We start from the raw sequence: 13,453 nt of genomic DNA on the forward strand, positions 1-13,453 counted from the left end.
AAAAAAAGATAGAATGAATTTTACACGAAATGCGAAAGCACAATGGAAAGGGAGTGGAAAAAAAGGACACGGAACATTAACGACGGATAGTACCGTTTTGGAAAATACCCAATACTCCTTCAATACGAGATTTGAGGATGGAAAAGGTACCAATCCGGAAGAGCTCATTGGAGCGGCACACGCGGGATGCTTTGCCATGCAATTGAGTTTTTTGCTTGGTGAAGCCGATTATACGCCCAATACGCTTGACGTTAGTGCCAAGGTATCCTTTAAGGATGGTGAGATTGTAAAAGTGACCTTGGATTTAAAGGGTGATGTACCTGAAATTGAGGCTTCGGAATTTAAAGAGATTGCTACAAAGGCAAAGGATGTTTGTCCCATTTCCAAACTATTGGATACGGAAATCGTACTAAATGCCAGTTTAGCATAGAAACAAAAAACACATTGCAAAGAAAAAGCAGCCATCTAGGCTGCTTTTTTTATATCGTAAATTCAAAAGTCTATCTGATATGGTCCCTGTTTCGTTCTAAATCCTCATTTCCTGAACCTCCCTGACTGTACAGTTGATTTTCTTCGTCCTTAACCATTTTCTTCGTTTTGTCTTTGGGTAGATTCCGTCCCGGAATATCCAAATCTGAACCTGCAAAATCCACATCTTTTTCTCTTTCCTTTAATTGTTGGTCATCACCTTGATCGGTTCTCGAATTTTTTGTTTTTTCTCCCAAAGCGTTCATATCCTCTTTAGTAATATCTGAATTATAGGTTTTCTCTTTTTGATTGCTCATATTCTAAATTTTAGATTAATATGTTTCTAAAAGGTAGCGGTTTTATTACCGTTGGATTGACCTATATCCAAGATAATTAGGCTTTTTTCAAAATTTTGTCTAGAAATCATTCTATTGGGATTAGAGCTAATAATAACTCTATATAAGGTAAGGTCCATCATTGTATCTACCTATCTTTCTTTAAATGAAAAAAGAAAACACTATGGAAAATATTTTAGTAGCAGGTGCCAATGGAACCACAGGAAAAAAAGTAGTTCATTTATTAAAGGCATCCCAATATTTTAATCCTGTTGCTATGGTTCGCAAGAAGGAACAATTGGCACAATTTGAAAAAGACGGTATAGATACGGTGTTAGGTGATTTGGAGGAAGATATCACACATACCGTCGCAAATATTGATAAAGTCATTTTTGCCGCGGGCTCAGGAGGTGAAAAAGTGGTAGCTGTAGACCAAGAAGGAGCCAAGAGATTAATCGATGCATCTAAGAATGCAAACGTAAAAAGATTTGTAATGTTAAGTTCCATGGGAGCTGACAATCCGGAGGTAGCCGAAGATCTCAAAGAGTATTTACAAGCAAAACATAATGCGGACGAATACTTAAAATCGACGGATTTACATTATATGATTGTTCGGCCCGGTTCATTGACCAATGAAACGGGAACAGGAAAAATCAGTTTAAAAAGGCATTTTGGAAAGCATGGTTCCATTACCCGTGACGATGTGGCCCAAACCTTGGTTCATGCCTTACATGAAGACGCAGGAACCAACGAAACGTTTGAAATTTTGGAAGGCGATACCTTGATCGGAAAAGCGTTGGATTCGGTTTCCTAGATGATTTTCACATGATTAAAATTTTTTAGGTACCTGATAATTAATTCTTTAAATCGTTGAAAATCTTTAGTTTACTAAAACAAATCCCTCGATAAGGGTCTCATTTATAGAACCAAAAAAAATAGAGCAAATAGAAAAAGACAAAAGAAGATGGCACATAAAATAAATATTCAAGATATAGGATTTATAAGACATAACGTACTCCAAATACAAACGGACAGACCTTCGGGATATGATTTTACACCAGGTCAAGCTTGCGAAATGTCCATTGACCAACCCAAATGGAAAGAAGAAAAACGACCCTTTACATTTACCAGTTTACCAGATGATGGTTTCTTACAGTTTACCATCAAAGTGTATCCGGACCACGATGGAGTTACCGATCAATTACAGACATTGGAACAGGGAGATTCGCTGTTGATAAGTGATTCGTGGGGAGCAATTTCCTATCAAGGACCCGGAATTTTCTTGGCCGGTGGGGCAGGAGTTACCCCATTTATCGCAATTATCAAGGATTTGGCCAGAAAAGGAAATTTAAAAGGCAACAAATTGATCTTTGGTAATCAAAGGGAGCGTGATATTATTCTTCAATCTGATTTTGAAAGGTGGCTGGGAAAAGATTTTATCAATATACTTTCCGATGAACATAGCAGCAAGTTTCCCCATGGTACCATAGACAAGGAATTTATAAAAAGCAATACTGAGAATCTTGACAAAAAGTTTTACCTCTGCGGACCACCTCCAATGATGGATAGTGTGTATAATGCCTTGTTGGAATTGGATGTTCCAAAAAAGAATATTATTACAGAAGATTTTGATTGAACGCAGAATAATCGCATCGAAAAAGGAATTCACGTTTTAATAATAGCATGTGGAAACAGTAACCGGTGAGAACAAATAATTTTTTTTGAACCGAGCAATTTGAAGGATTGGTACTTTCAAAAAAACCAAAATTAAAAGCTAAAAGCCGAACAGGTTTTTAGCTTTTGATTTTTAAAACCTTACCGGAAGGATAATTCCCTTTTCTGAGCAATAGGAATGGTTGAAAATCTTTCAATATGTAAGGATGCTTCAGTATCTTAGCGGTAAACGGAAATACAATGAAAAACAAAATATCACTTTTAAAGATTACCTGTGCCGCTGCACTAGCATTCAGCATATTTTCCTGTAAGGAAACCAAAAAGGAGGAAAGTACTGATGTCAAGGAGGAAGTACCCATGGATAGTACGGACTTGGCATTAATAGATCTTAATTTACCCGATGGTTTTGAGATAAAGGTATATGCCAGGGGAGTGGATGGTGCACGTTCCATGGCCATAGGACCTGACGGGACACTGTTTGTCGGAACCAGAAACGAGAACACCGTATACGCTATACAGGACAAAGATGGGGACTATAAGGCCGAAACGGTCATGGTGCTCGATACTATGGAGGTTCCCAACGGAATTGCCATGCGAAACGGCGACCTGTATGTTGCCCAGGTAGGTAGTCTATGGAAATACCCCAATATTGAAAGCCAGTTGGGCGGTACATTGAGCAAGGAATTGGTCTATGATGATTATCCAACGGAATTCCATCACGGTTGGAAATATATTGCCTTTGGACCTGATGATAAATTATATGTTCCAGTAGGAGCGCCCTGTAATATATGTGATTCGACCGTGGTAGACGAACGTTTTGCCACCATCACCAGAATGGACCCTGATGGCAGTAATCGTGAAATTTATGCCCACGGCGTGCGTAATTCCGTTGGCTTTACCTGGGACGATAATGGCGAAATGTGGTTTACGGACAATGGTAGAGATATGTTGGGCGATGATATTCCTCCCTGTGAATTGAATCATGTTACGGAGGCCGGTCAGCATTTTGGTTACCCTTTCTGTCATGGAGGTACCGTGAAGGACCCTGAATTTGGTGATCAACGTCCTTGTTCGGATTTTGTGCCACCTGCAAAAGCCTTGGGTGCACATGTGGCACCGTTGGCGGTTAAATTTAAATCGGGAAATATGTTTCCATCTACCTATAATGGAAAAGCATTTATTGCCGAGCATGGTTCATGGAACCGAAGTAAAAAGGTAGGTTATAGAATTATGTTGGCCGATATAGAAAATGGTGAAGTAAAGAGTACAGAGCCCTTTATTGATGGGTGGTTGAATGACGAGACTCAGAAGGTAACAGGCAGACCCGTTGATTTATTGTGGTTAAAAGATGGGTCTTTGTTGATATCCGATGATTACGGCGATGCCATTTACAGGGTGACCTATTCCAATACGCAAGTAGCTGCTAAATAAAACAATGTCAAAATATCCCGATAAAGTATATCTGAACGGAGAAATTCTACCCTCTGAAATGGCCCAAGTATCGGTCTTTGACAGAGGGTTCATTTTTGGTGACGGTATCTATGAGGCCATGGCCCAAATAAATGGAGCCTTTTTCTATGAAGAGGCGCATTTGAGTCGGCTTGAAGAGGGACTTGCCAAAATCGGAATCCAATATGACGTCAGTCGGATTCCAAAGGAAATCAATCGCTTGTTACAGGCTACCGGATTAATCGGTAAGGATTGTTTCCTATACATACAAATTACTCGTGGGGTAGCTCCCAGGCAACATTCCTTTCCAAGAGACATAGACCCAACTGTATTTATGTACGCCTTGCCCAAGGTGCTACCGGATATTAATACGATACATGCCAAGGTAATCACCAGTGAAGATTTTAGGTGGTCCCGATGCGATATTAAAATGACCTCGCTATTGGGCAACGTTATGCTCAATGAGGAGGCCATGCAGCATGAGTGTTTTGAAACGGTATTATGTCGGAACGGCGTGGTTACGGAAGCATCTCATTGCAATGTATTTTTTGTAAAAGACAATATGGTCTACACCCATCCTGCAAACGAGTACATCTTAAATGGCATTACCAGATTGGTGGTAATCCAACTTTGTGGGGAACTGGGCTTAGAATTGAAGGAAGAGGCTATCGGGGTGGATGAGATTTACCAAATGGACGAGGCCTTCCTTACTGGTACGAGCACCCAAATAGCTTCCATACAGCAAATAAACGATCATTATTACTATACCGATTCTACTGTTGGCCCTATTACCCAAAAATTGCAGAGAGCTTTCCATCGCTTAAAAGATAATTGAATTAAAGTCTTCAATAATCGCTTGGCAAAATGGTTTTGTATATTCGAGGGAATCGCTTACTTTAAAGGATTAAACCAACTTAAGTATGAAACGATTTTACCTTATTTTTTTCGCCCTTCTGATTGTTCCATTTTTATCAACGTCCGCACAAAGCACTATGGATGGCACCTATACCGTAGTTATAGACGCCTATGATTGGGGACCCGGTGTTAATAAGGTGATTATACGAAAACCGAACACTGAAGATAGGCTGAGCCATAACGATTTTGAGGTAAAGGTCGTACGGAGTAAGGAAAATGTTGAAATGCGACCTAGTGAGGCCGAAGGAATAAGAAAGGTACTCTACGCCTACCCATCAAATGCGGATGGTGACCGCGATGAAAATGGATTATTTACCACTTTGGTGTTATTGGTGGCGCCCAATGACCCGTTAAGTTCACCCATTAAATACTATCGTAGCAGTAATGGAAGGGCCAGTAACCAATGGATAGACTATAAATTGACCGTTACCCATGTGCCTTCGGGAACTAAATGGAACAAAGAAGGAAGAAGGATAATCCCCGATTTGGATATTTTCCATTTAAACGGAAGCTTCAGCCATAAAGATATCGACCTTACCTATGGAAGTTTTACGCCGGAAGGAGATGGAATGGTTCCGTTGATCATTTGGCTACATGGAGGCGGCGAAGGAGGTACAGATGCCAGTATTCCGTTGATTGCCAATAAAGCGACCAATTATGCCTCCGAAGAAATTCAGGAAATTTTCAAAGGCGCTTATGTATTGGCCCCACAGACCCCAACCTTTTGGATGCAAAGTGAATCTGGGGAATATACACGGGGGAACACCAATGATATCTATAACGAAGCCTTGATGGCCTTGATCACGGATTTTGTAAAGAAAAATCCGAAAATAGATTCAGATAGAATCTATATTGGAGGGTGTTCCAATGGGGGATATATGAGTCTAAAACTTCTATTAAACCATCCCGATTATTTTGCCGCCGGCTATATTAGTGCTCTGGCCTATCACAATGAATATATATCCGATGAACAGTTGAACAGCATCAAAAATATTCCGATATGGTTTGTACATTCCAAGGATGACACGACCACGATTCCCGAAGAAACGGTAATTCCTTTATATGAAAGACTGGTGGACGCTGGAGCGCCCAACGTACATCTTTCCCTTTACGACCATGTCATTGACTTAAATGGGATGTATGGTGGAGAGGATTATCATTTTCCGGGCCATTGGTCCTGGATTTATTCCCATGATAATGACGCCGACTTTGATTATGACGGCACCCCGGTCCTAATCGACAGCAGGCCCGTTACGATTATGGAGTGGTTGGCACAACAGCACAAATAACAATTTGAAGCATATCCCGATGGATTATCGGAATTTTTGCATATCCTACGCCAAAGAATTTCGATAATTCGAAAAATTCATTTTGGGAATTGGTAAACTTCGAGTATTGCGTAACTTTAGGCAAAACCAACATTCAAATACCATTTGTTATGAAAGGGCTATCGCTATCCACTATTTTCCTTTTTTTAGGAGTTACCGTTTTTTCCCAAAACTTTGACGCTTTCCAATACCGCACGATCGGGCCCAATAGGGGCGGAAGGGTCACCACCGTGACGGGAACGCCCATGCTTCCGGGTACATTTTATTTAGGTGCTTCCGGGGCCGGGGTCTGGAAAACCGAGGACTACGGAACTACATGGGATAATGTTTCGGACGGATTTTTTAAGACACCGTCCATAGGGGCTATTGAAGTGGCCCAGAACGACCCGAATATCGTCTATGTGGGTACGGGTTCGGATGGTATCCGAAGTAATATCATCAGCGGAAAAGGGGTCTATAAATCAATCGACGCTGGAAAAACCTGGACCCACATCGGGTTGGAAAATGTCGGACAGATCGGTGCCGTTGAAATCGACCCTACCAACAGCAACATTGTATGGGTAGCTGCCATAGGAAATGCCTTCAAACCCAATGAGGAACGCGGTATTTACAAAACTATGGATGGCGGAAATACTTGGGAAAGGGTACTTTTTATTTCCAATGAAACAGGTTTTGCCGATCTGGAACTTTTACCTGGTAACCCCAACGTTGTCTATGCTGCCGCATGGAAGGCGCAAAGAACACCTTGGACGATTATTTCAGGTGGAGAAAATAAAGAAGGGGGTATCTACAAATCCTTCAACGGAGGTAAGGATTGGGTTAAATTGGAAGAAGGACTGCCAAAAGGCCTCATCGGAAAAATAGATTTGGCCGTTTCACCTACCAACTCTAGTATTCTGTACGCGGTTATAGAGGCTCCGGGCAAGGAAGGTGGCGTCTATAAATCTGTAGACCAGGGAAAAACCTTTACCCAAACCTCCAGCAATGAAGGCTTGGTCAATAGGCCCTTTTATTATACCAATATCGAATTGGACCCAACCAACCCAGATATTGTTTACTCCAATGCAAATCCGCTCTTAAAATCGGTTGATGGCGGTAAGACCTGGAAACGGATGAGCGTTCCGCATGGCGATAACCATGATATTTGGTTAAATCCCAATAATCCGGATTTATTGATCCAATGTAATGACGGAGGGGCCAATATTTCCCACAATGGGGGTAAAACATGGTCAACACAGTTCAATCAGCCAACGGCGGAAATCTATCAAGTGGCTGTGGACGACCAATATCCCTACTGGGTCTATGGGGCACAGCAGGACAACACCACCATAGCTATCCCGAGTACGGCGCCGACAGCCAGTGGGCCACAAGGTACACAGATCATGATGGATGTTGGCGGCTGTGAAACAGGTCCCGCCATCCCAAAACCTGGTGACCCTAATGTGGTGTACAACAATTGTAAAGGTCGGTTTAGCGTATTTAATAAGATAACTGGAACGGATCGGGAGTATTCCATTGGAGCCTCCAATATTTACGGACATAATCCAAAAGACTTAAAATACAGGTTCCAAAGGGTAGCACCCATTCATGTCTCTCCCCATGATCCGGATGTAGTCTATATGGGTTCTCAATATCTTCATAAAACGAGGAACAACGGTCAAATTTGGCAAACCATTTCCCCAGATTTAACGGCCAATGAAGATGATAAGCAAGTAATTTCAGGAAGTCCCATTACCCGTGATATTACAGGGGAAGAATATTATAGCACGCTTTATTCCATAAGGGAATCAAAAATCAAACCTGGTCTTATTTGGACGGGGTCAAATGACGGTGTTATTTCCGTCACTCAAGATGGCGGACAGACCTGGGCCAATGTCACTCCCAAAAAAATGCCAAAAGGGGGTAGGGTGGAATCTGTAGAGCCATCGCAATTTGACGAAGCCAAAGCATATATTACGGTAGATCGACATCTATTGGGCGATACTACGCCATACATATATAAAACCGATGATTATGGTAAAAATTGGACCTTGATCACTACGGAAAGTAACGGAATACCATCGGATTATACCGCAAGGGTCCTTAGGGAGGATCCAAAGATGTCAGGATTACTGTATGCTGGAACCGAATTTGGTATGTTCATTTCCTTCAACGACGGCGAGACCTGGAAGGCGTTTCAGCAGAACTTACCTGTTACCCCTATAACGGATATTATTATAAATCGAGGCGATTTGGTCTTAAGTACCATGGGACGAGGATTCTGGATTTTGGACAATATAAGTGCCCTCAGGGATTCAAAAATTACCACTTTAGCCGATGTGCCAGTGTTATTCAAACCCGAAGATACCTATAGGTATAGAACACCTAGGGGATCTGGGGATTTTCCAAACTATCCTTCGACAAGTGTAAGCATTGATTATTATTTTCCCAAGGAACTTAAAAGTGGGGTTTCTTTGGAGATTTTCAATTCCGAAGGGAAATCGGTTTCTAAGATCGTTAGCGATTCCACCCAATTAAAATCGACCAAGGAACAGGTGGAGGATATGGGGCTCAGTATGGTATTTGAGTATGTGGATACCAAGTTGGAAACCAAAAAGGGCATCAACCGTTTTGAGTGGGACTTACGTGAAAAAGGCGCGTGGAATAGCAACAAGAGCCGTAGCTACAAAAACGGTCCTATGGTTCCACCTGGTTCCTATACGGCTAAATTGACCGTTGATGGGAAAACCTTGGAACAGCCATTTCAAATTCTGATGGATCCAAGATTAGAACAAGAAGGTGTTTCCCTGGAAACCATTAAGGAACAATTGGCACTTCAAAATAAAGTAAATCAGCTCTTATCTGAGGCAAGAAAATTCCAGTCGGACCTGGAGAAGAAAATAAAGGAAACCAAGAACAAGGAAGAAAAGGAAAAATTGGAAAATGTACTGAAAACAATCAAAAATGATGAAGGGGCCTATCCCCAGCAAATGATGGTCGCACAAATTTCCTATCTCTCCAATATCATCGGCGGGTCCGATAAGAAACCCGGTAACGAGGAAATAGAACGATTTAAGGAATTACAGGAGCAATTCGATCAGACCAAACGGCAAGTCGATTTATGATGGAATACCAAAACTAACCAACCGAAGTATTATGTCGCATCGAAGAAAATTTCTCAAGCAGGGGGCCATGGCCGTTCTTTCGGCTCCACTTATGTCCTTCGACTCCAAAAAGGAATGGTCACTTGATGTTTTAAAAACGGATGTTTATGATGAGGCCTATTGGAAATCGATTCGAAAACAATTCCCGTTAAAGGATGGTCAGACCTATTTCAATAACGGCACCATGGGTCCAACACCGGGTTACGTTCTGGATAAAATGATGCATCACATGTTGCATTACAATGTGGAGGCTGCTACCATAGACTATAAAAACAATTCCGGTCCCATGCTTTTGAGCGGCTATTTTCCTTACGAGGAACTGAGAACCAAACTGGCGCAAATCATCCATTGTGATTTCAAGGAAATATCATTGATACAGAATGCAACCTTTGGTATGAACTACGTGGGTATGGGGCTACACCTTGAAAAGGGGGATGAGCTCATAAATACCAATCAAGAACATGGTGGCGGTTTTGGTGTTTGGCAATTGCTGGCAAAGCGCAAGGGGTGTGTTTACAAGCAAGCCACCTTGCCAGAACCTGCCAACAATCCGCAAGAAATCGTGGACGCTATATTCAAGCAGGTAACCAAAAAAACCAAGGTAATTGCCATTCCCCATATGGTATCAGGATTTGGTACGGTCATGCCCGTAAAGGAAATATGCCAGGAAGCTAGAAAAAGAGGGATTTTTACGGTCTTGGATGGGGCCCAATGTGTGGGCCAAATTCCCGTGGATGTCAAGGACATTGGTTGCGACGCCTATTATTCCAGTTTGCACAAATGGTTGCTCGCCCCTGCCGGGAGTGGGCTTTTGTATATAAACAAGGAAATTGCGGAAAATATTTGGTCCACTATTGCCAGTTACAATTGGGACAATCAGGAAGACCATGGCTTCCGTTTGATGCAAAACGGAACGGGTAACGCCGGACTTCTAGCGGGCTATGAGGCGGCGGTCGATTTCTTCAATACCATTGGTGCGGAAAATTGGTTGGGACGCATCAAGGAATTGGGCATGTACTTGCGCGATGGATTAAAACAAATGCCCCATGTGACGATTTATTCCTCTACCAATGAAGAAATGGCTGCAGGCATCACTACCTACGGAGTTGCTGGAATATCAGGGCCTGACTTGCAACAAACCATGTGGGACCGGGAACGGTTACAGCCTAGGTCGGTCGGTGAAAAAATGATCCGCCATTCCGTCCATATCTATAATTCCAAAGAAGAAATAGACCGTGCGCTTCATGTTTTGGAAAGCCTAGGTTAATCCTTTTGCACGATTTTTTAACCCCAAAAGGCTCATCTTGAACCTAATACCCTTTTTATAATCCGTAAGTCTTTCTTAAATGCTATTTTTGCCGCATGTATAGGTTTAGATTCAAAAGGTTCACATTCTTTTTCGTATTATTTTTTCAGTTGGTGCTGATTGCACAGGAAAGAAGCGAATATGAAGGCCCGTTTCAAATAGGGAAATATACGGGCAATGCACGTTATCAATATGTTGTCTTGGAAACGGATACCGTGTTGGACGGCCCCTTTTTATTTCAAAAGTCGAATTTGGAGACCTTATTGAAAGAGCAGGACTCTTCCTTTACGATCAAGGGTAGTTTTAATAAAGCTGTGGCGAATGGCCCGTGGCAATTTCAATTTGGTAAATACACTTCGGACAGTAAGAGCGAGGTGGTGGATTTTGAATACCGGATATTGGTCAGTGGAACCCAGGAAACCGCTAGTGGCGTTTTATCTGAAGGTGTACCCAATGGAACTTGGGAGATAAGTATTCAGGAAGTAGAAAATTCCGAAGTGACGAAAATCCGATTTAAAAGTGAATTCAACTTTGATAAGGGCGTCCCCCAACAAAGCTTCAAGATTGAAAGCGATAGTAGTGCCCTGGTGGGTAGGTTTTTGAGAAATGGCCTCGCGCACGACGCATGGACTAGCTATGGAAGCAATGCCTTGGAAGTGGATGAGATTTGGCATTTTGAAGAAGGGTTTTTGAAAAAAATTGACCTTTATAACAAGGAAGAAGAAATCCTGGTCTTTGATACGGAAGCAACTCAGTACGAAACAATTCCCCTGGACAACCGATTCCTGATACTTTTGCGATATTACTTGCAGGATGACATCGGCCAGGGCAACACCATAAGCTTGTTGTCCAAAAACAGGGAAGAATACGAAAAAATCAATGGCATACTTACCAATCTGGGGTCTCCATCCTTTGGGACAAATATCAAGGTGAAGGTTCCATTATTTGCCTTGGACAGTCTTCAAAAAAGGACTTTGGAGGATATTGCCCATAATTTGAATAGAGCAACAGAACTATCAAAAACCATACGTTCCAACAGTCACCTCAATATTATCCGAAGAACGGATACCGATGCACAATACTGGTATTCGGTTACCGAAAAATTGGTATCGGAATTCCTCCGCCCCTTGGAATCCTATGTGGATCTTTACCAAAATCAAATTTTTGAATTTGTAAATCCATCCACCGTTGAAGGACGCATCTTTCCGGCCGGTATTCCAGATAAGAGCATCGAGGTGAAGGTCGGCAAAGAACCATTTGAACTGCCCGATGCAGATACTTTCAAATTTGAAGGAAGTGGTCTCAAATCCATGGAGCAAATAAGTCTTTACGCTTATAAAAGTATGGAATATATCATGGTGCAGCTATCGGATAAGTTATCGGATGATGTTCAAATACAATCCTTAAAAGAATTGGAAAACGACCTTATTTCCCTAAATACAGGTATCGAAGCTCAAATCGATACCCTTTCGCCCAGGCTTCTGGAAGATTATGGGGATGCCTTCAAAAATTTGGATGATACCGCCAATTGGAAACTTGCCACCTATGCAGAAATCTCCAATCCGAGTGAAAAATTGGGTTTTGGAGAGAATCTTAAATCCTGTTTGGATGACCTAAACTCCCTGATTACCCTTCTTTCCAATTTCCCCGAAAAGATGAAAGAAATAAAGGCACTCTACACAGACGATATCTGGAATCCTTTCATGGCGACGGTCATGGAAGAAGAAGTTAAAAAGCGCATCGTGGAAGCATATACGGACATTTTAATCCCCCATTTTATCAAGAGTTTATCGGAGACAGAGGATTGTGAACGGATTGCCTTGATAAAGGAACAGATCATCTACACCAATAATCGAATGGTGGATTTGAGGAATCTTGAAACCCGAAAATTAGAACGAAAGCTTAAAAGGGTACAAACCGCTGAAGAGGTCTTGAAGCTATTGCAACAACAAACTCCCAAAGAAGATTAGGCATGAAGAAAAGTAATTTCGACTTTTTGGGATGTTTTGTTTTCGTCTTGGCGATGGTTTCCTTTACCTACGGGCAGGAAACGGAACCCGTGGTCCTTCCCGAAGCGTCAAAATATAAAGAGCCCGTGTCCAAAGTGTGGTTCAACACGTATGGGAACATTAGGATCGGTAAGCGTTTTTTTTGGGACGCCCAGACCCATTTTAGGTTTGAGGAAACTGTGAATACGCCCTTCATTGGGCAGATCGCACAGATTTATAACCGACACGCCATTGGCTATATCTATGATAAAAAAACCAATTTTAGTTTGGGTGGTGTAGTGCGCATCAATTTCAATACCGATGAGGAATCCACGGACCGAAACGTGGTACCGGAGTGGCGAATATGGCATCAATACCAGTTTGCCATGCCGCTATATTCGGCGATGCTGTACCACAGGATACGAATCGAGCATCGATGGACGCAGGGGTTTGCGGAAAACAGCGAGTATATTTTCAGAAATCGATGGCGATATATGTTTCGCGCAAAAATTCCCTTGAACGATACAAAATTAAAACCCAAGACCTATTACATTTCCCCAGAAGCGGAACTTATCATGCAAAGTGGCAAAGCCGTGGTGGCAAGCCCTATGGAGGATCTGCGTTTAACGACTACCTTGGGCTACATAGCCACCCCTAGGCTCACTTTTGCTGCAGGGCTTATGTATTCGCAAGGACAGGACCGCATATTTGCCGGGGATTATAAACAAGGTTGGACCTTGCGGTTCCATATGTACTTTTCCCCGGATTTTAGACGGATAAAAAACAAACTTCCCGAAATCCATATGACGGATTAGACCGTAAGTACTTTTGTACCAAACGCATTGAC

At 42.1% G+C, this 13,453-nt stretch carries 11 protein-coding genes; 10 read left to right on the forward strand and 1 reads right to left on the reverse strand.

Annotation, left to right across the window (positions count from 1 at the left end):
* The first annotated feature begins 13 nt into the window (after positions 1-13).
* Positions 14-430, forward strand: coding sequence for an OsmC family protein (locus DZC72_RS11470; RefSeq protein WP_125223069.1), 417 nt, complete (start codon positions 14-16; stop codon positions 428-430).
* A gap of 70 nt (positions 431-500) precedes the next feature.
* On the opposite strand, the gene DZC72_RS11475 is transcribed toward DZC72_RS11470, so the two are convergent.
* Positions 501-785 carry a hypothetical protein gene (locus DZC72_RS11475; RefSeq protein ID WP_125223070.1) on the reverse strand — a complete coding sequence of 95 codons (285 nt, stop codon included), beginning with the start codon at positions 783-785 and terminating at the stop codon, positions 501-503.
* Between the two features lie 202 nt (positions 786-987).
* Here DZC72_RS11475 and DZC72_RS11480 point away from each other — a divergent pair, with 202 nt between their 5' ends.
* The 9 genes from DZC72_RS11480 (at position 988) to DZC72_RS11520 (ending at position 13,421) form a co-directional block, all read left to right on the forward strand.
* The gene (locus tag DZC72_RS11480) at positions 988-1,617 is read left to right on the forward strand and encodes an SDR family oxidoreductase (RefSeq protein ID WP_125223071.1); all 630 of its coding nucleotides are present in this window, start codon (positions 988-990) and stop codon (positions 1,615-1,617) included.
* 150 nt (positions 1,618-1,767) lie between these two features.
* Entirely contained in the window at positions 1,768-2,439 is a 672-nt protein-coding gene (locus tag DZC72_RS11485) for a ferredoxin reductase domain-containing protein (protein ID WP_125223072.1), read from the forward strand.
* A 278-nt stretch (positions 2,440-2,717) separates the two neighbouring features.
* Positions 2,718-3,908, forward strand: coding sequence for a PQQ-dependent sugar dehydrogenase (locus tag DZC72_RS11490; RefSeq protein ID WP_125223073.1), 1,191 nt, complete (start codon positions 2,718-2,720; stop codon positions 3,906-3,908).
* Between the two features lie 4 nt (positions 3,909-3,912).
* Complete coding sequence (locus DZC72_RS11495) at positions 3,913-4,761, forward strand: aminotransferase class IV (RefSeq protein ID WP_125223074.1); 849 nt, start codon at positions 3,913-3,915, stop codon at positions 4,759-4,761.
* Positions 4,762-4,846: 85 nt separating this feature from the next.
* On the forward strand, positions 4,847-6,130 hold the full coding sequence (locus DZC72_RS11500; RefSeq protein ID WP_125223075.1) for a prolyl oligopeptidase family serine peptidase: 1,284 nt from the start codon (positions 4,847-4,849) through the stop codon (positions 6,128-6,130).
* 149 nt (positions 6,131-6,279) lie between these two features.
* Positions 6,280-9,273 carry a WD40/YVTN/BNR-like repeat-containing protein gene (locus DZC72_RS11505; protein WP_125223076.1) on the forward strand — a complete coding sequence of 998 codons (2,994 nt, stop codon included), beginning with the start codon at positions 6,280-6,282 and terminating at the stop codon, positions 9,271-9,273.
* Positions 9,274-9,304: 31 nt separating this feature from the next.
* The gene (locus DZC72_RS11510; RefSeq protein ID WP_125223077.1) at positions 9,305-10,579 is read left to right on the forward strand and encodes an aminotransferase class V-fold PLP-dependent enzyme; all 1,275 of its coding nucleotides are present in this window, start codon (positions 9,305-9,307) and stop codon (positions 10,577-10,579) included.
* Between the two features lie 95 nt (positions 10,580-10,674).
* The gene (locus DZC72_RS11515) at positions 10,675-12,588 is read left to right on the forward strand and encodes a hypothetical protein (protein WP_125223078.1); all 1,914 of its coding nucleotides are present in this window, start codon (positions 10,675-10,677) and stop codon (positions 12,586-12,588) included.
* 2 nt (positions 12,589-12,590) lie between these two features.
* Positions 12,591-13,421, forward strand: coding sequence for a DUF2490 domain-containing protein (locus tag DZC72_RS11520; RefSeq protein WP_125223079.1), 831 nt, complete (start codon positions 12,591-12,593; stop codon positions 13,419-13,421).
* The last annotated feature ends 32 nt before the right edge of the window (positions 13,422-13,453 follow it).

Origin of the sequence: Maribacter algicola, from assembly GCF_003933245.1 — a bacterium.
GTDB classification, from domain to species: Bacteria; Bacteroidota; Bacteroidia; order Flavobacteriales; family Flavobacteriaceae; genus Maribacter; species Maribacter algicola.